Here is a 22,199-nt window from a genome sequence, read left to right on the forward strand (position 1 = left end):
AGGGGGCATTGTCAAGCGCCGAACCGCTCAGTCGTGGCGGAACTCCGGCCCCGCCGTGGTGCGGCCGAGCGTGAAGCGCAGCGCCCCTTCCAGGTCCGGCAGGAGGAAGGAGTAGCCAAGCCGCTCGGCGGTGGAGGGAAGCACCCGGGCACCCGCCAGCAGGGCCTCCTGCCCCATCTGCCCGAAGAGGGTGCGGATGACCGCGGCGGGCATCGGCAGGAAGGCAGGCCGTCTCAGCACCCGACCCAGCGTCTTCGCGAAGTCCGCCTGTCGCACCGCTCCCGGCGCCACGGAGTTGATGGGGCCACGCGCCGCCTCCGTGAAGAGGCTGAAGTGGAAGAGCCCGAGGATGTCCTCCATCGACACCCAGCTCATCCACTGGCGACCGGAGCCGATGGGTCCACCGCCGCCCGCGAGGAAGGCGGGCAGCATCTTCGCCAGCGCGCCATCGCGAGCGTCCAGCACGGGGCCGATGCGCAGGTGCACCACGCGAATGCCAGCGGCCTCCGCGGGCGCCGTGGCGGCCTCCCAGGCGCGGCACACGTCCGCGAGGAAGCCGGTGCCCGGGGCGCTCTCCTCGGTAAGCGGCTCGTCACCCCGGTCGCCGTAGATGCCACTGCCCGCCGCGCACACCAGCACCCGAGGCTTGCGCTTCATGCGCGCCAGCGCCTCCGACAACGTGAGCGTGCCCTCGGTGCGGCTCTTGAGGATGGCGTCCTTGTATTCGGGGGACCAGCGCTTGCCCGCGACATTGGCGCCCGCCAGATGCACCACCGCGTCCACGCCTTCCAGCGCGGCGGTGTCCACCTCTCCCTTGTCGGGAGCCCAGGACACTTCGTTCCGGGAAGCATCGGCGCGGCCGCGCACCAGGCGCTTCACGCGATGGCCACCGGTGGAGAGGAACGGCACGAGCGACGAGCCAATCGAGCCCGACGCTCCGGTGATGGCCACGGTGAGGGGGCCAGCGTGCGCGAAGGCGGCGTGGCGCCGCAGGTCTTCCAGTGTCACCCGGTGGCGATAGGCGAACATCCGCTCCAGCGTGCGACGCGCGGTGCCTCCACCGAAGAGGCTGCCCAGCGGGCCCATGGGCAGGACGTACTCCACCTCGTCCTCCAGGACGGAGGAGTTCGTCGCGGGCTCGGGCCACATCCGGTGGGTGTGGACCCACTTCGAGAACGGGCCGGACACCTGCGTGTCCTGGAAGAGCGAGTCCTGCACGTACGCCGTGTGCTCGGCCACCCAGCGGCGAGGGAAGGGGCCCAGGCGCATCCGCATGGTGACGCGGGCGCCGGGGTGGATGCCGTCGCCCGAGCGCTCCAGCAACTCCATCCGCTCCCAGGGGGGCGTCAGCCGTGCGAGCGCCCCTTCCCGGGCATGCCAGGCGAACAGCTCGGAGGCCGACACCGGCATCCGACTGCGCGCATCGAAGACGTGCGACTTGCCCATGCTTCCTCCCGGCGCGACAGTGCGGCCACGCATGCTAAATCCGGAGCTCGTCGAGCGCGCGGTGGAATTGCTGCGGCACGGCGGTGTCATCGCCCTGCCGACAGAAACGGTGTACGGCCTCGCGGCCAACGCCGAGGACGAGCTGGCGGTGCGCCGTGTCTTCGCCATCAAGGGCCGCCCCGCCACCCACCCGCTCATCGTCCATCTGTCTGGCGCCGAGCACCTGTCTTCCTGGGCCCGGGAAATCCCGGACGCCGCGCACCGTCTCGCCGAGGCCTTCTGGCCCGGACCGCTCACGCTCGTGTTGCCTCGCACGCCCAGGGCCACGGACGCCGTGACAGGCGGCCAGGACACGGTGGCGCTGCGCGTGCCGGGACACCCGGTGGCGCTCGCGGTGCTGAAGGCCCTGGGCGGAGGCGTGGCCGCGCCGAGCGCCAATCGCTTTGGCCGGGTGAGCCCCACCACGGCGGAGCACGTGCGCGCGGACCTGGGCGCGGACGTGGACCTGGTGCTGGACGGTGGACCGAGCACCGTGGGCGTGGAGTCCACCATCGTCGATTTGAGCTCCGGCGCCCCCGCCATCCTGCGTCCCGGAGGCCTGTCCGCCGAGGACGTCGAGCGCGTGCTGGGACATCCGGTGCCCGTGCGTGCCGCGTCCAAGGTCCGCGTGTCGGGCTCGCTCGCGTCGCACTACGCGCCGCGCGCGGGCGTGGTGCTCGCCGAGCCGGGAGAGGCCGGAGCACGCGTGCGGGCATTGAGGGAGCAGGGCTTGCGCGTGGGCGTGCTGGGACCGGAGAGCCTGGAGCTGCCGCCGGACGTGCCTCGCTTCGACGTGCCCGAGGACCCGGCCGGAGCCGCGCGTGTGCTCTACGCGAGGCTGCGTGAAGCGGACGAGCGGGGACATGACGTGCTCGTCGTCTGTCTCCCCGCCGCCAGCGGGCTGGGCATCGCGGTGCGAGACAGACTCTCCCGCGCCGCCGCGCCTCGCGACCCTCAGCCCTGAACAGCAACGGAAGGCGAGGTATCGCGTCGAGGGGCCCGCCTCCCGAGCCTCCACGCGAACACGGAGTCTCGCGCGCCCCCATCACCGAGCAGCAACGGCCGCCGAGCAATCGGCTCGAGTTGGGTCCTTCTCGCGCGCCCAACGCTTGAGCGACATGCGCGGTGGAGGTGTCGCGACGCCAGTCGCCGGCTGGCATGCACCGAAGTGGAGTTACCTCGCGACTCCAGGCACCACGCGGCAACGAGTGCTCGCCCAAGGCGATATGCCCCGAAACATCCCTCGTTGTTTTCGCTGCACCGCGCGCACGACTCCCCTTGCGTCGCGCGGCCCACTCCAGCGGACGAGGCGACGATGATGGTGCGGAAGCAATGGCTCGCGGCAATGACGAGCATCGTGGCGGCGTTGTGCTTCGCGGGATGCGCCGCCCCCCAGAAGGTGCTGTTGGAGCGGACCAGCAGCCTCGTCGTGTATGACCTGCCGGCCATGGAGGTCATGAAGGCTGCGGAGAAGGTCATCGCGGACCGTGGCTATGACCTGCTGCCCAGCACCGACCCCTACTTCCTGCAGACTCCCTGGAAGGTGACGGGCAGCTTCGACATCGGCACGCGCTGGTCCCGCCTGTACGTCGAGGGGCACATCCGCGCCGATGGCCGCTTCTCCGTGCGCGCCTATGAGATGGCCGCCACGACCTTCGGCCGGACCCAGGCCCTCCCCGGCCTCGTCCACACGGGCTACGACACCGTGCACAACACCCCCAACGCCACTCCCGCCGCCCTGGTGGGGACGGAGCCGGAGATGCAGACGCGCTCCGCCCGCCCCAACATCCGCAGGCTCCTGGAGCTGGAGTGGAACATCCTCGAGCGCCTCAACCCGGAGTTCGCCGGACGCGTGAAGGAGCAGGTCGACTTCTACGTGGCGCACGCGCCCCAGTGAGCACCCGGGCGCGACGGACCTGAGTGCGCCGGCGCGCCCCTCGACTCCGCGACCCCAAGGAGCCCCGGGGCGCCAGCCACCTCGCATGACGCACCCGGCCACAGCACGCGATGCAAGGAGTTGGGGCTGCAAGGGTTGAGGCCGGGCACCGCAACCCCGACTTCATCGGGCGCGTCAAGCGAGCCCGTGGAGGAAACTCACGCAAGCATTCGACAGACGCGGCCGGGTGACGGACTTGAAATGCCCTCCTGGGCTCCGGTATCCCGCATGTCCTCGCAGAGGAGCGTCCCCGCGTGATGCGAAGCCTGTTCGGCCTGGTCGTTGCCCTGTCTTTGTTCGCCTGCAAGGAAGAGCCCCGAGGGCAGCTCGAGCCCATTCCCCGGCCTCCGGGCCTGAAGGACACTCCCAAGGAGGCGGGCGCCGCCCAGCCCTCGGCCGCGCCCGCGGCGGACCCGTCCAAGGTGGTGTTGCGCTGGAAGCCCGCCGCCGGTGCGCCCGTGGCCTACCGCCTCACCCTGGACCGAGCGGGCTCCGCGCCCGCCGCCGTCGAGGAGGTGGAGGAAGCCAAGCCCGCCAAGGGCAAGAAGGGCCGCGACAAGGAAGCGCCGAAGCCCGAGCGCGCCGCCGCCCCCTCCCCCGCGTTCCCCAGCGCCTTCACCTATGTACTGGAGCACGGCGACTCGGGTGACTTCCGGCTGCGCGTCATCCCGGAGGGCACCAACGCCGCCGAGGACACCGGCACCGTCAGCGAGCGCGGCTTCGTGCTCGACGGCCTCCAGGGCATCACCCGCAACACGGCCTCGCTGGTGCTGGAGCTGCCCCTGTCGGCGGTGGGCCCCAACGACACCTGGGCGCTGGGCACGGAGCTGCTGACGCACGACGCCCTGGGCCCCACGTTCACCATCGTCAAGACGGAGCGCCGCAACCGCGTGAAGCTCACCGCCCTCACCCCCGCGGACGGCGGCGAGCAGGTGGCCACGCTGGAGTACGACCTGCTGGACCAGCTCGCGGGCAAGGTCGCCACCCGTCGCGCGATGCCCGCCGTGCCCGCGCGCGCCGCCATCCCGGAAGAAGGCGGAGACGAACCGGAGGGCGCCCCGCCCACCGCGACGGACGCCAGCGCGGAGGTGCGCATCGTCGGCCGTGGCGAGTTCCTGGTGAAGGCCGGCAAGTGGCGCTCGTGGGAGGGCAGCATCACCTCGTCGACGCGAGGCACCGTCTCCCCCACCGCGCTCCAGGTGCCGCCCGGCACGGTGAAGCTGAAGCTCACCGCGCTGGAGTCGGCTCCCGCTCCGGCCGCGCCCCAGCCGACGGCGAAGCCGCAGCAGTAGGCGCGCCGTCGGACTCGCGCACCAGCCGCACCACGGCGTCCACCCAGGCCGGGTGGGCGTTGAGCGAGGGGACGAGCGTCAACGACTCGCCCCCCGCCTCGACGAACTGCTCGCGGGCCCGCAGGCCCACTTCCTCCAGCGTCTCCAGGCAGTCCGCGACGAACGACGGGCACATCACCGCCAGTCGCTTCACGCCCTGCTTCGCCAGCTCCGGCAGCACCAGGTCCGTGTAGGGCTTCACCCACGGCGTGCGCCCAAGCCGCGACTGGAAGGACACCGTCCACCCGCTCGCGGGCAACCCCAGGCGCTCGGCCAGCCCTCGCGCGGTGGCGAAGCACTGGGCCCGGTAGCAGTGCCGGTTGGCGTCCGTGAGCGCGTCACAGCAGCCCGCGGAAGCAAAGCAGTGCTGGCCCGACGTGTCCGTCTTGCGCACGTGCCGCTCCGGCACGCCGTGGAAGCTGAACAGGACATGGTCCGCGCGCGCCTCGGCAATCACCGGCCGGGCCACCACGGAGAACGCGTCCAGGAAGGACGGGTGCCCATGAAACGCGGGCACCGCGCGCACGTTGGGCACGTCCCAGCCCTCCGTCATCACCTCGTACACCCGGGCCAGCGACGAGGCCGAGGACGACGTGGCCTCCTGCGGGTACAGCGGCAGCACGGTGAAGTCCGTCACGCCGCGCGCGCGCATCCGAGCCACCGTGTCGGGGATGGACGGGCTGCCGTAGCGCATGGCGAGTTCCACGTCGTACTCCCCCGCCAGCTTCTCGCGCACCGCCGCCTCCAGCTCCCGGCTGTACACCAGCAGGGGCGAGCCCTCCTTCATCCACACCTTGCGGTACGCCTCCGCGCTCTTCGCGGGCCGCGTCGGGAGGATGAAGAGGTTGAGCAGCAGCCAGCGCCCCACCGGGTGGATGTCCACCACGCGCGCGTCACTCAGGAACTCGCGCAGGTAGCGCCGCACCGGCCCGGACTCGGGCGCGTCCGGCGTGCCCAGGTTGATGAGGAGCAGCCCCCGCTTCGGGTCCGGAGTCATCATCAGTGCAGGGCGTTGGGCAGGGTGAGGGCGAACTCCGCGATGCGCGCCTCGAAGTGCGTGCCGTCCGGCCGCTCCATCTCATAGCTGCCGCGCATGGTGCCGAACGGCGTGCGCAGCATGGCCCAGCTCGTGTACTCGAAGCGCTCGCCCGGGGCCACGCGGGGCTGACGGCCGACCACGCCCTCCCCCTTCACCTCTTCCACCTTCCCGGTGGCATCGGTGATGACCCAGTGCCGCGACTTCAGCTGCGCGGGCGCCTCGCTCTCGTTGACGATTTCCACCGTGTACATGAAGGCGTACTGCCCCGACTCGGGCGAGCTTCGCTCCGGCCAGTAGGCCGGCTTCACGGTGATGCGGAGGCCATCAGTGGTGGCGCTGGAAGACATGCCTCCACATTTGAAGGCAAGGCCCCCGGGTTGCAAGGAAAACCCCGGAGGCCGTCCGTCTGGGTTCAGGTTTTCGCGCTCTCCCGGTCATGACCGGGCTCCGGGCTCTTGGGCCAGATGAGCGACGCGACGATGGCGGCCAGGAGGATGCCGCCAATCACACCCAGCGACAGGGCGATGGGGAGGTGGATGTCAAAGTACGTAATCAACATCTTCACGCCCACGAAGGCCAGGATGCCGCTCAGCCCCAGCTTCAGGAAGTGGAACTTGTCCATCAGGCTGGCCACCACGAAGAACAGCGAGCGCAGGCCCAGAATCGCGCACACGTTGGACGTGTAGATGATGAACGCGTCCTGGCTGATGCCCAGCACCGCGGGGATGGAGTCCAGGGCGAACAGCAGGTCCGTCGCCTCCACCACCAGGAGGACGATGAACAGCGGCGTCACCTTGCGGCGGCCATCCTCGGTGAGGAAGAAGCGGCTGCCCTCGCCCAGCCGGGCCACCGGCAGCACCCGGCGCGCCAGCTTGACGATGCCCTTCTGCTCCGGGTCCATCTCCTCGTCCTTGGAGACGAGCATCTTCACCGCGGTGAAGACGAGGAAGGCGCCGAACAGGTAGATGAGCCAGTGGAAGCGCTGCACCAGCGCGGCGCCGGCGATGATGAGCACCGCGCGCATGATGAACGCGCCGATGATGCCCCAGAACAGCACCCGGTGCTGGTGCTCCGCCGCCACCCGGAAGTAGCTGAACACCATCAGGAAGACGAACAGGTTGTCGACGGAGAGCGAGTACTCCACGACATACGCCGTCAGCCACTGGAGCGCCGGGGTGCTCCCCGAGAAGTGCCAGATGCCCCCGCAGAACGCGAGGCTGATGGAAATCCACACCAGCGTCCAGATGCCCGCTTCCTTGGGCGTCACCGCGTGGTCCTTGCGGTGGAACAGACCAAGGTCCACGGCGAGCATCGCCAGGACGAAGAGGTTGAAGCCCACCCAAAGCGCGACTTGCGTATTCACGTATGAATCCTGTTTCAGAAACAGCCGGCGCACCCTAGCGGTGGCGCGTCCGGGCGTCGACACTTCCGTACAACCAGGGCCCCTCCCACCTTCAGGGGCCCGACCACCCCATCACTCCGTCGCGGGTCGGCGCAGCACCATCAGCGAGCGCCCCGCCACCTGCACCTTGCCGCCAGCGGGTGTGTGTGTGTGCTGGGACTCCGCCGCCGTCGAGGTGTCCACCACCTGCTCCCAGTCGGCGCCCCACTCCAGGGCGGGCAGGAGGAAGGAGATGGGCTCGTGGTGCGCGTTCATCAGGACGAGCACGGTGTCGCCGACAATCCGGTTGCCCTCGTCATCCGGCGTGGCGATGGCGTCGCCGCCCAGAAGGAAGGCGAGGGAGCGGACGTAGGGCTTCTCCCAGTCGTCCTTCTTCATCTCCTTGCCGTCGGGGCGGAACCACGCCAGGTCCTTCAGCTCGCTGTCCCACATGTGCGCGCCGCGGAAGAAGCGGCGCTTGCGCAACACGGGCTGCTCGCGGCGCAGGCGGGTGAGGCGGCTGGTGAACTCCAGCAGGGAGCGCTGCGTGTCGGTCAGCTCCCAGTCCACCCACGACAGGGCGTTGTCCTGGCAGTAGGCGTTGTTGTTGCCCTTCTGGGTGCGGCCCATCTCATCGCCGGCCACCAGCATGGGCACGCCCTGGGACACGAAGAGCGTGGCCAGGAAGTTGCGCTTCTGCTGCTCGCGCAGGGCGTTGACCTTCGCGTCGGTCGTCTCGCCCTCCACCCCGCAGTTCCAGGAGTGGTTGTCGTTGGCGCCGTCGCGGTTCTCCTCGCCGTTGGCCTCGTTGTGCTTGTCGTTGTACGTGACAAGGTCGTGCAGCGTGAAGCCGTCGTGCGCGGTGACGAAGTTGACGCTCGCGGTGGGCTTGCGGCCGGACAGCGCATACAGGTCCGAGCTGCCGGTGAGCCGGTAGCCAATCTCCGCCGCCTGCCGGTCGTCACCCTTCCAGTAGCGGCGGATGGTGTCGCGGTACTTGCCGTTCCACTCGCTCCACAGCACCGGGAAGTTGCCCACCTGGTAGCCGAAGTCGCCCACGTCCCAGGGCTCGGAGATGAGCTTCACCTGACTGAGCACCGGGTCCTGGTGGAGAATCTGGAAGAAGGCCGCGCGCGTGTCGTAGCCGTGCCTGTCGCGGCCCAGCGTGGTGGCCAGGTCGAAGCGGAAGCCGTCCACGTGCATCTCCTCCACCCAATAGCGGAGCGAGTCGGCGACGAGCTTCAGCGCGTACGGGTGCGTGGCGTTCCACGAGTTGCCCGTGCCCGTGACGTCCAGGTAGTAGCGCGGGTCCTTCTCCGTGAGGCGGTAGTACGCGCCGTTGTCCACGCCCTTGAAGGACAGCGTGGGGCCCAGGTGGTTGCCCTCGCAGGTGTGGTTGTAGACGACGTCGAGGATGACCTCGATGCCGGCGCGGTGAAGCGCCTTCACCATGGCCTTGAACTCGTCCACCTGGCCGCCCCGGGAGCCCGCGGCGCTGTAGCGCGAGTCCGGCGCGAAGTAGCCCAGCGTGCTGTAGCCCCAGTAGTTCGTCAGCTTCCGCTCGGCGAGGAAGGGCTCGTCGACGATGTGGTGGATGGGCAGGAGCTCCACCGCGGTGACGCCCACCTTCTTCAGGTGTTCGATGACGGCCGGGTGGCCCAGCCCCGCGTAGGTGCCCCGGAGGTCCTCCGGCACGCGCGGGTGCAGCTTGGTGAAGCCCTTGACGTGCAGTTCGTAGATGACCGTCTGGTGCCAGGGCACGCGGGGATGGGTGTCGCCCCCCCAGTCGAACGAGTCCGCCAGCACCACGCCCTTGGGCACGGCCGCGGCGTCGTCCTGCTTGTCCTGGACCAGGTCCTCTTCCTTGCCGCCGGCCACGTACCCGTAGATGGCGCCGCGGTAGTCCACGCCGCCGTGGATGGCGCGGGCGTACGGGTCCACCAGCAGCTTGTGCGGGTTGAAGCGCAGGCCCTTCTTGGGCTCGAAGGGCCCGTGGACCCTGAGGCCGTAGAGCGTCCCCGGCGTCAGGTCCGGCACATAGCCGTGCCACACCTGGTGCGTGTTCTCCAGGAGCGGGAAGCGGCGCGTCTCCTTCGACGGCTCATCCGCGTCGTAGAGGCAGATCTCCACCTTCTTCGCATGCTCACTGAAGACCGCGAAGTTGACCCCATGCCCGTCGTACGTGGCGCCCAGGGGGAACGGCTTCCCTGGAAGCACCTCGGCCCTCCTCATCCAGTGCTCCTCTCCAGCAGCACCACCGGGAACCCCGACAGGAGCGGCGCGAGAGGCAGCACCACGCCACCCGACCCACGCTCGGGCCGTACCTGTCGCCCGGTGAAGACATCGCGGAACATCATGCCCGCATATGCCTCCGGAAGGTCGAGGAACGTGTTCTCATACGCACCGGCCAGCCCCTCGGAAGACTCCAGCGCGGACAGGGTGTAGCGCGGCGAGCACACCAGGATGACGGAGTCCTCCAGCTCGCGCACGAAGGCCACCGCCGCCTGGGCCCGGGGCCCGGACAGCTCCAGGGCCTTGTAGCCCCCGTTGCGGAACAACTCCGCGTGACGCTGCCGCAGCCGCAGCACGCGCGACAACAAGAAGAGCTTCGCCTGGCCGTCGTCCAGGGTCTCCACCAGTCGCGCGCACAGCCCCACCCGGTCCTCCTTCGCCCGCGCGTCCAGCGCATCCAGCAACTGAGCGCGCACGGCGAAGTCCACCGGCCGGCGGTTGTCCGGGTCCACCAGCGACAAGTCCCACAGCTCGCAGCCCTGGTAGGTGTCCACCACGCCGGGCGAGGCCAGCTTCAAGAGCAGCTGGCCCAGGGCGTTGTGCTGTCCCGCGCGCTCGATGCGGCGCTTGAAGCGGCGCACTTCCTCCAGGAAGGTGGCGCCCTTGTCCCCGTCGAAGCAGGCGTCCACGAAGCCGGCCACCGCGTCGTCATAGGCGCTGTCCGGGTTGGTCCACGAGGTGCGGACCTTGGCCTCCTTGATGGCCTTGGCCATGTACTCGCGCACCCGGCGGTGGAAGTCCGCCATCGCCTCCGGTGACTGGGACTCGCCCATGGGCCATGCGCCCACCACCGTCTGGAGGAAGAGGTAGACGTCATTGGGGCTGGGCGCGGGTCCGGAGGGCAGCGGCGTCACGAACTTCTCGGTGAGGCGCATCCACCGCCGCGCCAGCTTGCGCCAGTCCTCGGGCACCTCCGTCACGACGTTGATGCGGGCGCGCACGTCCTCGCTGCGCTTGGTGTCGTGGGTGCTGGACGTGAGCTGGCTCGCGGGCCAGTGCTCCGCGCGCTCCTGGTTGCGCAGGTGGAAGGTGTTGGCGCGCACCCCGAAGCGCTCCGGCTCGCCGCCCACCTCGTTGAGGCTGACCAGCCGGTTGTAGATGTAGAAGACGGTGTCCTCCAGGCCCTTGGCCATGACGGGCCCCGTCACCTGCTGGAGCTTCATCGCGAAGCGGAGCATGACGGCGCGCTCGCGCTCGTCGGACTGCTCCGGGTAGCGACCCAGGATGATGTCGCGCAGGAAGTCGAAGATGGAGGCGTTGGTGGTGGCGTTGCGCTCCTTGGCGCGCTGAATCGTCCACTCCACGTACTGCACGTCGCGCGCGTCCAGCCCCGGCCGCCAGCCATCCACGTAGGTCCGGTACACGGGAAACAGCGCGACGAACTCCACCAGCGCGCGCCGCAGCGAGTTGAGCGTGAAGTCGCGCGTGCGCCGGCTCATCTCGGAGATGCGGTTGAGCTCGTGGGCCAGCACGTTGATTTCACTGGCCATGGACACGCGCATGATGAGGAGCTTCTTCTGGTAGACGAGCTCCGCGAAGTCGCCCTTCTCCCCGGTGAGCCGCTCGTACGTCTCCGTCAGGTGTGTCTCCGCCGCCGGGTGCACGAAGAGGCCGCTCACCGCGTTGGCGAAGCGGTAGCCGGTGGTGCCGTGCACCGCCCACGCCTCGGGAATCCGCTCGCGACCGCCTTGTATCTTCTCCACCACCACGTACAGCGCCTTGCGCAGGGGACTGGACGGGTTCTCCGTCACCTCCGCCCGCCAGCGCTCGCGCAGCGCGGCCTCCACGCCGGGCCAGCGCGTGTCGTCCCCCGCCTGCTCCTGGAGGAACAGCGCGTGCGCGCGCTCCACGAAGTAGCGCTCCTGCAAGTCCAGGAAGTACGCGGTGGGGTCGAACAGGCCGTCCGGATGGTCGATGCGCAGCCCCGTGACGCAGCCCTCGCGCAGCCAGCGGAAGATGAGCGCGTGCGCCTCCTGGAAGACCTCCGGGTCCTCCACGCGGATGGCGGCCAGCCCGTTGATGTCGAAGAAGCGCCGGTAGTTGATCTCCTCGCCCGCCACCCGCCAGTGCGCCAGCCGGAAACTGCACGAGGACAGCACCGCGTCCAGCAGGTCGAACGAGCGCGGGTTGCCCGGCTCCCCGTTGAACACGCGGACGTTGTCCTCGATGTACAAGAGCGCCTCTTCGCTGGACGCCGCCACCGCGGCCAGGCGCCGCTTGATGACCTCCTTCTCGCGGTGCCTCTCCACGACGCGGGCGCGTTCGACCTCCGTGCGCAGCGGCAGGTGGTCTATCGCGGTGAGGATGGAGAGCAGCTCCACCATGGGCGCGGCCTCGGTGCCCAGCCGGGCCTCCAGTCGCTCCAGGCCGTGGCGGAGGATGCGGCCGTACTGCCGGGGCGCCACCGGCAGCAGGTGGTCGTAGTAGTGGATGAAGAAGGCGCCCTCGCGGAAGGACAGCTTCAGCTCCCCGCGCTCCAGGACGATGCCGTACTGGTCTCCCAGAATCGGCAGCAGCACCTTGTCGTGCAGCTCGTCCTTCACCGGCGACCAGTCGATGTCGAAGTACTTGGCGTAGACGGACGAGGGGCCGTTTTCCAGCACGTCGAACCACAGGCGGTTGTCGCGCTCGATGCCCATGTGGTTGGGCACCACGTCCAGCACCTGCCCCAGACCGTGCTCACGCAAGGTGGCGCACAGGGCCGCGTGGTCCTCCGGCGAGCCGACCTCCGGATTGAGCCGCGTATGGTCCACGCAGTCGTAGCCGTGGGTGCTGCCCGGCGTCGCCTTGAGGTAGGGCGAGGCGTAGAAGTCGCTCACGCCCAGACGGGCGAGGAACGGCACCACCTCGCGCGCCTGCTGGAAGGTGAACCCTCGGTGCAGTTGGACCCGATAGGTGGACAGCGGCGTGCGGGGACGCGGCCCCAGCTCCTGCTTCACGCGAGCGAACAGTCCCTCCGCCAGGGACTCCGCGCTCAGGGTGGCACCCGACGCCCCCGTGGGAGCGGTTCCCTCTTCTTCCAGTCCGTCGAGCAACATGGGGACCAGAGGTAGGGCTCCCGCGCGCCTGACGCCAGCGTGGGGTGTGACTTCCGCCCTCTATCCAACGCTCCAAGAGCCTGGATTGACGTGCGCACGGCACACGCGCGCGCACCAAAAAGCAGAGGGCTCGCCGAAACTTCCGGAGAGCCCTCGGGGATGCAACTGCCGGGTGGCCCCGGCGACGGTGTCAGCTCAGCTGCTTGTTCACCAGCGAGGTCATCTCGAACATGGTGACGTTCTTCTTGCCGCCGAAGATCGGCTTGAGCTTGTCGTCGGCGTTGATCTGCCGCTTGTTCTTCGCATCCTGGAGGTTGTTCTTCTTGATGTAGGCCCAGAGCTTCTTGACGACCTCGGTGCGCGGCAGCGGCTTGGCGCCGACAATCTCAGCCAGGGCGGCGGAAGGAGTCATCTCCTTCATGAACGACGCATTGGGCGCACGCTTCTTGGCAGCAGGGGCCTTCTTGGCGGCGGGAGCCTTCTTCGCAGCAGCTTTCTTGGCGGCCATTCGTCTTGAGTCTCCTCCCCTCCGAAGGGGACGTTGTGCGGCCTCGCTTGATTTTAAGCCAGTGCCGGTGGGGCGTAGGTAGCACGCCCAAGCCCGAAAAACAGCCCTCTCCTGCGTTTTTCCCTCTAGAAACGCCCTACGCAACGCGTTTCATGCCCGAGAAACCGGCTCCGCAACACGGTTCTCGCTCGGACGCCCCCCTCTCGCGGCGCGTCCCGCCCCGAGAATCCGGCCCCAGCGCCACTTTTCCCTCGGGAAGAGCCTCGCGGGACGACTCCGGAGGCCGACCATCCGGCCTCGCGCGGGGTCCTCCCTCGCGGGTTCGCGACAGGGGACGTGGGATTCCTCTTGCGGACGAGGTGTACTTTTTCGGATGAAACGACCCATGCGAGCCCTCATCACCGGAGCCGGTGGCTTCCTTGGAATCTGGTTGGCCCGTGCCCTGGCGGCACGCGGCGACACCGTGACGTGCCTCTTGCGCCCTCGGGGAGACGCCTCGGGACTGGCCGCCATCTCCTATAAGCGCGTGGAGGGAGACGTGACGGACGCGGCCTCGCTGCGCCCCGCCGTGGAGGGACAGGACGTCGTCTTCCACCTCGCCGGAGTTCGCCGCGGCGCGACACGCGAGGACTTCATGCGCGTCAACGCGGAGGGCACGCGCCTGTTGTGCGACGCCATGGTGGCCGCGGGGCACCGTCCGCGAATGGTCCTGGTCGGCTCGCTGGCGGCCATGGGGCCCTCCTCCCCCACCCGCCCGCACGTCGAGGAGGACGCCTTCCAGCCGCACGAGTGGTACGGCGAGAGCAAGGCGGAGGCGGAGCGCATCGCCTTCTCCTATGGAGACCGGCTGCCGGTGACGGTGTCCCGCCCGCCGCGCATCCTCGGCCCCGGCGACCACGAGAACCTCACCTTCTTCAAGCTGGTGAAGAAGGGCATCCGCCTGGAGCTGGTGGGCGGCCCCCGTCCCCTCACCATGGTGGACGTGGAGGACGTGGTGGACGCGCTGATTCTCCAGGCCGAGCACCCCAACGCCGTGGGCCAGGCCTTCTTCTGCGCGGGCCCGGGCGCTCCTCTTTCCCTGGAAGCCGTGCAGGACCTGGGAGCGAAGGCGCTGGGGCTTCAACCCCGCACGGTGCGCGTGAGTCCCTGGGCGCTGAGCGCCCTCGCCTCGGCGGCGGACGGCGTGTCGCGGGTGACGGGCAAGATGCTCCCCCTGAATCGGAAGCTGGCCCGACAGCTGCTCGCGCCCGCCTGGACCTGCTCCAGCGCGAAGGCCGAGCGCCTCCTGGGGTTTCACCCTCGGAGGGATTTGGAGGACTCCATCCGCCGCAGCGCCGAGTGGTACCGCGAGCAAGGCTGGCTCTAGCCATGCTAGCAGGGGTGGGGGAGCCTTCCCCCGTCCCAGCGTCGTTGACCTCACCCCCCTTGGAGTGTCAGGAAGCCCGCTGCCACATGCCCTCGAAAGCCGCCTTTTTCGATGTCGACGGGACGCTCGTGAAGACGAACGTCGTCCACGTCTACGCGTACTACGCGATGAACCGGGGCTCCGTGCTGGGCATCGCGGGACGGACCTTGAGCACCGCCCTCAGCGTGCCCCTCTTCGGTGCCATGGACACGCTGGACCGCAAGACGTTCAACGAGTTCTTCTACCGTTATTACGCGGGGTTGACCGAGGACCGCCTCGTCACCATCGCCGAGGACATGTTCGAGGACGTGCTGCAGCCCGCGCTCTTCGAGCAGTCCCAGGACCTCATCGACCAGGCCCGCCGCAGCGGGTGCAAGGTCGTGCTGGTGACGGGGGCGCTGGACTTCACCATGCGTCCGCTCGCCCGGCACCTGGGCGCCGATGACCTGATCGCCAACAAGATGCAGTTCGTGGGCGGCAAGGCCACCGGCAAGGTGATTCCGCCCATCATCGAAGGCGCGAACAAGGCCAACTCCATCCGTGCCTATTGCGCCAAGGAGGGCCTGACGCTGGACAAGTGCCACGGCTACTCCGACAGCGCCTCCGACTACGCCATGCTCGCGGTGGTGGGTCGTCCCACCGCGGTGAACCCGGACCTGCGGCTGCGCTCCATCGCGCGCGCCTACAACTGGCCCATCCTCGACCTCAAGTAGTCCCCTTGCCCGCCATGCGCCCGTTCAAGACGCTCCAGAAGCTGTACGACGAGGAAAGCCAGGTCGTCATCACCGAGAAGGGCAGCCCTCCGCGCGCCCTCTTCTACGGTGAGGGCTTCCTCCAGGAAGACCTGCCCGTGGGTACCCGGGTCATCTTCCCCCGCCCCCCCATGGCCGGCGTGCCCAACGTCAAGGCCGCCATCCGCTGGGCCATCAACCACCCGGACGGGATGGACCCGCTGCACGCGCTGCTCAAGCCGGGCATGCGACTGACGTGCGTCATCGACGACATCAGCGTGCCCCTGCCGCCCATGGTGACGCCGGACGTGCGCCAGTCCATCCTGGAGGTGGTGCTGGAGCTGGCCGCCGACAGCGGCGTGGATGACGTGCACCTGGTCATCGCCAACGCGCTGCACCGTCGCATGACGGAAGCGGAGATGAAGCGGATGGTGGGCGAGAAGATCTACGACGCCTACTACCCGGACCGCTACTACAACCACGACGCGGAAGACCCGGACGGCATCGTCGCGCTGGAGCGCACGTCCCACGGCGAGGAAGTCTCCGTCAACCGCCGCGTCGCGGAGAGCGACCTCATCGTCTATGTGAATGTGAACTTCGTGCCCATGAATGGCGGGCACAAGTCCATGGGCACCGGCGTGTCCAACTACGCGTCGCTGCGCCACCACCACAATCCGAAGACCATCCGCGAGTCGGACAGCTACATGGAGCCGAAGGCGAGCGCGCTGTACCGCAGCAACGAGCGCATCGGCCGCAACATCGACAAGCACCTGAAGGTCTTCCACATCGAGACCACGCTGAACAACCGCATGTTCGGCGCGCCCACGGACTTCCTCGCCAAGCGCGAGGAGGACTACACCGAGGGCGACCGGCTGAAGTTCCAGGCCATGCGCTACGCGTTGTCCAAGCTGCCGCGCGCGGCGGCGCGCAAGATTCTCAACGCCGTCCCCGCGCCCTACGACGTCACGGGCGTGTACGCCGGGGCCACCGAGCCCGCGCACGCCAAGACGCTGGAGACCAGCTGGAAGCAGTACGTGGTGCCGGTGGAGGGGCAGAGCGACATCGTCATCTTCCCCATCCCCTTCGTGTCTCCGTACAGCGTCAACTCCATCCTCAACCCGCTGCTCGTGCAGGTGATGGGGCTGGGCTACTTCTTCAACCTGAACCGCGGCGTGCCGCTGGTGAAGAAGGGCGGCGTGCTCATCCTGCTGCACCCGGCCTACGACGAGTTCGACCCGGAGCACCACCCCAGCTACATCGAGTTCTTCCACCGGCTGCTTCCCGAAACGCGTGACTCCATGAAGCTGGAGCACAAGTACGAGAAGGAGTTCGCGGAGAACCCCAGCTACGTGCACCTGTACCGGAAGAACAACGCCTACCACGGCGTGCACCCCTTCTACATGTGGTACTGGGGCGAGAACGGTCGCCAGCACGTGGGCAAGGTCATCGTCGCGGGCGCGGAGAACAACCACGTCCCCGCGCTGCTCGGGTGGGACCGCACCGACACGCTCACCGAGGCCATCGAGGAAGCGCGCGGCTTCATGGGCCGCTCGGCCACCATCAGCCTGTTGCGCATTGCCCCCACGGTGATGGTGGACGTGAAGTGAGGCCGGACATGTCACCGCAACCCGAGCTGAACGTCTCCCAGGTCTTCACCGGCAAGCGCCTCTTGTTCGCGGGCGCCACGGGCTTCGTGGGCAAGGTGACGCTGTCCATGCTGCTGCACCGCTACGGGCAGGAGCTGGAGCGGGTGTACGTGCTCGTCCGCAAGGGCAGCGCGGCCTCCGCCGAGCGTCGCTTCTTCGACAAGGTCGCCACCAGCGAGCCCTTCCAGCCCCTGCGCGACACGTATGGGGAAGAAGGCGCGCTCGAGTTCCTGCGCAAGAAGTGCCACGTCCTCGACGGCGATATCACCGACCCGTGGGTGGGCCTGGAAGAAGCCCAGGTGGCGGAGCTGACGGGCAAGGTGCACGCCTTCGTCAACTGCGCGGGCCTGGTGTCCTTCAACCCGTCGCTGGAAGTGGGCCTCAACGTCAACACCCACGGCGTGAAGTACGCGGTGGAGCTGGCGCTGCGCTGGGCGGTGCCCCTCATCCACATGTCCACGTCCTTCGTCGCGGGCAACCGCAGCGGGCTCGTGTTCGAGGACGAGGAGGTCCGAGGCTACTTCCCGAAGAAGGAGGAGCTGGACGGGCGCGACTTCAGCCTGGAGCAGGAGCTGAAGGACGCGGAGCGCATCGTGGCGCGGCTGCGCGAGCAGGCCGATGACCGGGCGCTGACGTCCACCTTCCGCAAGAAGGCGTTGGACCGGCTGGCCGAGGAAGGCCGCGACGTCAACGACGAGAAGACGCTGCGGCTGGCGGTCGGCCGTGAGCGCAAGCTGTGGCTGAGCGGCGAATTGGTGCGCGCGGGCATGGAGCGCGCGGCGCACTGGGGCTGGCCCAACACGTACACGTACACGAAATCCCTGGGCGAGCAGGTCATCGCCGGCACGCCGGGGCTGCGCTACGCGATTGTGCGGCCCTCGATTGTGGAGAGCGCGCGGCACTTCCCGTTCCCGGGTTGGAACGAGGGCTTCACCACGTCCGCCCCGCTGGCGTTCGCCGGCATCAAGGGCCCGGGTGGCATCCCCGCGGGCGAGAACACCATCCTGGACATCATCCCGGTGGACCAGGTGGCGGGCGCGACGATTGGCATCACCGCGCAGTCCATCGACGTGGAGGAGCGGCGCGTCTACCAGCTCGCCTCCGGCGACGTGAATCCGTTCTACGCCAGCCGCTCCGTGGAGCTGGTGGGCCTGTACCGGCGGCGCTACTACCGGAACAAGGAGTCGGGCAACAAGGTGCTCAACTCGCTGCGCTCGCGGCTGGAGCCGCAGCCGGTCAGCAAGCTCGAGTTCGAGTGGATGAGCGCGCCCATGCTCGTCCGGGGCGCCAAGTTCCTGAGGAAGGCCATCGACGAGGTGCGGCCCGCGTGGGGCGCGCCCGCCGTGCAGGCGATGCTGGACAAGGCCAAGGTCTCGCTCGAGGAAGTGGAGACGAGCAACGCGGGCCTCATCGCGATGACGGACCTGTTCCTCCCCTTCCTCTACGAGAACCGGTACGTCTTCCGCTGTGACAACACGCGCTCGGTCTACACGCGCATGGTGCACTCGGACCGGCTGAAGATTCCGTGGGACCCGGAGCACATCGACTGGCGCGCGTACTTCATGGAGACGCACCTGCCGGGCCTGGAGAAGTGGGTGTTCCCTGGCCTGGAGGAGGAGCGCGAGAAGCGCACCGTCATCCCCGCGCACAGAGACTTGCTGGAGCTGTTCGAGGCGACAGTGCATGCGTACCGGCACCGGGTGGCCTTCCGGATGGTGGCGGGCGAGAAGGAGGAGCGCTTCACCTTCGGCGAGGTGCACCGCTATGCCGCGCGCGTGGGCAGCTTCCTGGTGCGCTCGGGCGTGAAGCCTGGAGACCGGGTGCTGCTGGTGTCGGAGAACCGGCCCGAGTGGGGCACGTGTTTCTTCGGCATCCTGCGCGCGGGCGCGACGATGGTGCCGGTGGACCCGGGGCTGAGCGAGGCGGAGGTCATCAACATCGCGAAGCGGGCGGAGGCGAAGGTCTGCCTGATGTCCGAGGACGCGACGCGGGACTTCTCCGGCCTGCTCGGCGCGCTGGGTGACAACGTCATCATCGCCAGCCTCGCGGAGGCGATGACGGGCGACCCGGCGTACCCGGAGGACCGCATCGGGCCGGTGCGCAAGTCCGCGTCGGCGGATGACCTGGCGAGCCTCATCTTCACGTCGGGCACGACGGGCACGCCCAAGGGCGTGATGCTCACCCACCGCAACTTCTCCTCGCTGGTGGCGAAGCTGGCCGGCGTGTTCAACGTGGGCGTGGGCGACGGCGTGTTGTCCGTGCTGCCCCTGCACCACACGTTCGAGTTCTCCGCGGGTTTCCTCACCCCGTTCTCACGGGGCGCTGAAATCACGTACATCGACGAGCTGACGTCGGACCGGCTGGGCGAGGTCTTCGAGACGGGCCGCATCACCGCGATGATTGGTGTGCCGGCGCTGTGGCAGTTGCTGCACCGGAAGATGACGCAGGAGTTCGCCAGCCGTCCGCCGCTGGTGGAGCAGGCCATCAAGGCGATGATGGCCACGCACGGCGAGCTGCGAAACCGCGCCAACGTCAACCTGGGCAAGCTGCTGTTCTGGCCCGTGCACCGCAAGTTCGGCGGGCGCATCAAGGTGCTGGTGTCCGGTGGCTCGGCGCTGCCCGAGGAAGTGCACAAGGCCTTCCACGAGCTGGGCTTCAACATCACGGAGGGCTACGGCCTGACGGAGGCCGCGCCGGTGCTCGCCGTCGCGTCGCCTGGCAACAAGCGCACGCCCGGCTCGGTGGGCAAGCCGCTCACGGGCATCGAAGTGCGCATCCTCCATCCGGACAACGACGGCATTGGCGAGGTGCTGGCCAAGGGCCCCAACGTCATGGCGGGCTACTTCGGAGACCGCGAGGCGACGGAGGCGGTGCTGAAGGAAGGCTGGCTGCACACCGGCGACCTGGGCCGCGTGGACGCGGAGGGTCGGCTGTACCTGGTGGGTCGAGCCAAGGACGTCATCATCGACCACAACGGGAAGAACATCTACCCGGACGAGTTGGAGGAGCTTTACCAGGAGCACCCGCACGTCAAGGAGCTGTCCATCGTCGGGCTGCCGGACGACGCGGGTGGCGAGAAGGTGGCGTGTCTGTGCGTGCCGGACTACGGCGACCGCCCCCGCGAGGAGGTGCGCCGCGACCTGGAGGAGCACTTCCGCAAGGTGGGCGCGGGCATGCCCTTCTACCGGCGCATGAAGGTGCTGCGCTTCTGGGACGGCGAGCTGCCGCGCACCTCCACGCGCAAGGTGAAGCGCAAGCAGGTGGTGGAGGAGCTGCAGCGGCTGGAGCGCGTGGCGGCCAGCGCCACCAAGGCGCGCGAGAAGGTCGCCGCCACGGTGGCGGGCACCGGCGGCGCGTCCGAGTGGCTCTACCCGCTCATCGCCGAGGTCTGTCACAAGCCGCTCACGGACGTGCGTCCGGAGACGCACCTCACGGGGGATTTGGGCTTCGACTCGCTGATGCTCACGGAGCTGTCCTCCGCGCTGGAAGGCGCGGGTGTGCCGCTGCCGGCGATTGAGGATTTGACGCAGGTGCAGACGGTGGAGGACCTGCGCAAGGTGGTGGTGGCGTCGGGTCGCAGGCCGTCCGCGGAGACCCGGGCGAAGGAGATCTCCAAGGAGAACGCGAAGGCGGAAGAGGTGGAGATTCCGGTGCCGGACGTCGTCGCGGACGTGGGCCGGCAGCTGCTGTCCTTCGGGCAGAAGGTCCTCTACGGCGGCGTCTTCGACGTGAAGGTGACGGGCCGTCCCTTCATCCCGATGAACCGCAACTTCCTGGTCATCGCCAACCACGCCAGCCACCTGGACGCGGGGCTGGTGCGCGTGGTGCTGGCGGAGCAGGGAGACCGGCTCGTCTCGCTGGCCGCGCGCGACTACTTCTTCGACACGCCGCTCAAGCGCGCGTGGTTCGAGAACTTCACCAACCTGGTCCCCATCGAACGGCACGGCTCGCTGCGCCAGTCGCTGCGTCAGGCGGGCGAGGCGCTGCGTCAGGGCTTCAACGTCCTCATCTTCCCGGAGGGCACCCGCTCGCCCACCGGAGAGCTGCAGGAGTTCAAGTCCACGCTGGGCTATCTGGCGTTGACGTACCGGGTGGACGTGCTGCCGCTCTACATCCACGGCGCCTTCGACGCACTGCCCAAGGGGAGCGTCTTCCCCAAGTCCAAGGACCTCAAGGTGAGCATCGGCCCCGCGCTGGGACACGAGGCGCTGCGTGCTCGCACGCAGGGCATGGCGCGCTCGGAGAGCTACCGCTACGCCACCCGCATCGCCGAGGACGCGGTGCGCGAGCTGCGTGACGGACGCGTCCTCAACCTGGGCGGACCGCCCTCGACGGACGTGGACGTCCTGCCCGCGCTCCCCTCGGGAGGGAAGAACTCGTGAAGCTGCTCGTCACTGGAGGCACGGGATTCCTGGGCACGCATCTGGTGCCCAAGCTGGTGGCGGCGGGCCACACGGTGCGCCTCATCGGGCGCTCGCGTCCGACGGGGCCGGCGTATGCGGGCACGGAGTACGTCGCGGGTGACTTGAAGGACCGGGACGCGGTGCGCCGCGCGCTGGACGGCGTGGAGGGCGTCTATCACCTCGCCGGGCTCGTCTCCTTCCAGCCGAAGGACGCTCGGAAGATGTTCGAGCTGCACGTGGACAGCACGCGAGAGCTCTTGCGCGACGTGCGCGAGGCGGGCGTGAAGCGCGTCGTCCTCGCGTCCACGTCCGGCACCACGGCGGTCTCGAAGGAAGAGGCGGTCTTCGACGAGTCCGCTGACTATCCGATTACCGTGGTAGCGCGGTGGCCGTACTACATCTCCAAAATCTACGAGGAGAAGCTGGCGCTGGAGTACTGCCGCAAGCACGCCATTCCGCTCGTGGTGCTCAACCCCAGCCTGTTGATGGGGCCGGGGGATGACCGGCTGTCGTCGACGTGGACGGTGGTGAAGTTCCTCAACCGGGAGATTCCGGCGATGCCGGGTGGCGGCATCTCCTTCGTGGACGTGCGCGACGCCGCGGAGGCGTTCCACCAGGCGCTCACCCGGGGCGAGCTGTACAGCCGCCACCTGATGGGCGTGAACATGACGACCCGGGAGTTCTTCCAGCGGCTGGAGCGCCTCACCGGCGTGCCCGCGCCCCGGCTGCGGCTGCCCGCGCAGATGAACATCCTGGGCGGCCAGTTGCTGGAGCGCTGGGCGAAGCTGCGCGGCACGCCCGCGCCGTTGGATCCGCAGGAAGTGGAGATTGGCGAGCACTACTTCTGGCTGGACGCCGGCAAGGCGGAGGCCGAGCTGGGCTTCCGCGCGCGCGACGTGCAGGAGACGCTGGTCGACACCGTGAAGCACATCTACGGGAAGCTGCCGCCCGGGAGCCTGCCCGGCACCAAGGGCCGGCTCGGCGACCTGCGCGAAGGCACCTGA

At 68.8% G+C, this 22,199-nt stretch carries 15 protein-coding genes; 8 read left to right on the forward strand and 7 right to left on the reverse strand.

Features of this window, described 5'->3' with window-relative positions:
• Nucleotides 1–27: 27 nt before the first annotated feature.
• On the reverse strand, nt 28–1,446 hold the full coding sequence (locus tag HUA78_RS17010; RefSeq protein WP_174476732.1) for a TIGR01777 family oxidoreductase: 1,419 nt from the start codon (nt 1,444–1,446) through the stop codon (nt 28–30).
• A gap of 31 nt (nt 1,447–1,477) precedes the next feature.
• On the opposite strand from HUA78_RS17010, the gene HUA78_RS17015 reads away from it, so the two are divergent.
• From HUA78_RS17015 to HUA78_RS17025, 3 genes are all read left to right on the forward strand, one after another.
• The gene (locus HUA78_RS17015) at nt 1,478–2,449 is read left to right on the forward strand and encodes an L-threonylcarbamoyladenylate synthase (RefSeq protein ID WP_174476733.1); all 972 of its coding nucleotides are present in this window, start codon (nt 1,478–1,480) and stop codon (nt 2,447–2,449) included.
• Between the two features lie 351 nt (nt 2,450–2,800).
• Nucleotides 2,801–3,382: a hypothetical protein gene (locus HUA78_RS17020; RefSeq protein WP_246137136.1), complete on the forward strand. Its 582-nt coding sequence runs from the start codon at nt 2,801–2,803 to the stop codon at nt 3,380–3,382.
• A 296-nt stretch (nt 3,383–3,678) separates the two neighbouring features.
• The gene (locus HUA78_RS17025) at nt 3,679–4,713 is read left to right on the forward strand and encodes a hypothetical protein (RefSeq protein WP_217440447.1); all 1,035 of its coding nucleotides are present in this window, start codon (nt 3,679–3,681) and stop codon (nt 4,711–4,713) included.
• On the opposite strand, the gene hemH is transcribed toward HUA78_RS17025, so the two are convergent.
• From hemH to HUA78_RS17055, 6 genes are all read right to left on the reverse strand, one after another.
• The gene (hemH, locus tag HUA78_RS17030) at nt 4,649–5,752 is read right to left on the reverse strand and encodes a ferrochelatase (RefSeq protein ID WP_141642283.1); all 1,104 of its coding nucleotides are present in this window, start codon (nt 5,750–5,752) and stop codon (nt 4,649–4,651) included. The genes HUA78_RS17025 and hemH overlap by 65 nt on opposite strands.
• Nucleotides 5,752–6,138, reverse strand: a complete 387-nt coding sequence (gene apaG, locus HUA78_RS17035; RefSeq protein WP_141642282.1) for a Co2+/Mg2+ efflux protein ApaG — start codon at nt 6,136–6,138, stop codon at nt 5,752–5,754. Before apaG ends, hemH begins: the two co-directional genes overlap by 1 nt.
• A 65-nt stretch (nt 6,139–6,203) precedes the next feature.
• Nucleotides 6,204–7,154, reverse strand: a complete 951-nt coding sequence (locus HUA78_RS17040) for a TerC family protein (RefSeq protein ID WP_141642281.1) — start codon at nt 7,152–7,154, stop codon at nt 6,204–6,206.
• A 111-nt stretch (nt 7,155–7,265) separates the two neighbouring features.
• Nucleotides 7,266–9,404, reverse strand: a complete 2,139-nt coding sequence (gene glgX / locus HUA78_RS17045; protein WP_174456532.1) for a glycogen debranching protein GlgX — start codon at nt 9,402–9,404, stop codon at nt 7,266–7,268.
• A complete protein-coding gene (gene treY / locus HUA78_RS17050; protein ID WP_174476734.1) occupies nt 9,401–12,502 on the reverse strand; it encodes a malto-oligosyltrehalose synthase in 3,102 nt (1,033 codons plus the stop codon). Before treY ends, glgX begins: the two co-directional genes overlap by 4 nt.
• Before the next feature lie 190 nt (nt 12,503–12,692).
• Nucleotides 12,693–13,010, reverse strand: coding sequence for an SWIB/MDM2 domain-containing protein (locus HUA78_RS17055; RefSeq protein WP_141642278.1), 318 nt, complete (start codon nt 13,008–13,010; stop codon nt 12,693–12,695).
• A 385-nt stretch (nt 13,011–13,395) separates the two neighbouring features.
• Here HUA78_RS17055 and HUA78_RS17060 point away from each other — a divergent pair, with 385 nt between their 5' ends.
• The 5 genes from HUA78_RS17060 (at nt 13,396) to HUA78_RS17080 (ending at nt 22,199) form a co-directional block, all read left to right on the forward strand.
• Nucleotides 13,396–14,376: an NAD(P)-dependent oxidoreductase gene (locus HUA78_RS17060; RefSeq protein ID WP_174476735.1), complete on the forward strand. Its 981-nt coding sequence runs from the start codon at nt 13,396–13,398 to the stop codon at nt 14,374–14,376.
• A gap of 86 nt (nt 14,377–14,462) precedes the next feature.
• On the forward strand, nt 14,463–15,128 hold the full coding sequence (locus tag HUA78_RS17065; protein ID WP_141642277.1) for an HAD family phosphatase: 666 nt from the start codon (nt 14,463–14,465) through the stop codon (nt 15,126–15,128).
• Nucleotides 15,129–15,142: 14 nt separating this feature from the next.
• Nucleotides 15,143–16,753: a lactate racemase domain-containing protein gene (locus tag HUA78_RS17070; RefSeq protein WP_174456535.1), complete on the forward strand. Its 1,611-nt coding sequence runs from the start codon at nt 15,143–15,145 to the stop codon at nt 16,751–16,753.
• A gap of 8 nt (nt 16,754–16,761) precedes the next feature.
• Nucleotides 16,762–21,174, forward strand: coding sequence for an AMP-binding protein (locus HUA78_RS17075; RefSeq protein WP_174456536.1), 4,413 nt, complete (start codon nt 16,762–16,764; stop codon nt 21,172–21,174).
• Nucleotides 21,171–22,199: an NAD-dependent epimerase/dehydratase family protein gene (locus HUA78_RS17080; protein WP_174456537.1), complete on the forward strand. Its 1,029-nt coding sequence runs from the start codon at nt 21,171–21,173 to the stop codon at nt 22,197–22,199. The genes HUA78_RS17075 and HUA78_RS17080 overlap by 4 nt, the downstream gene beginning before the upstream one ends.

Origin of the sequence: Myxococcus sp. CA033, assembly GCF_013336625.1 — a bacterium.
GTDB lineage: Bacteria > Myxococcota > Myxococcia > Myxococcales > Myxococcaceae > Myxococcus > Myxococcus llanfairpwllgwyngyllgogerychwyrndrobwllllantysiliogogogochensis.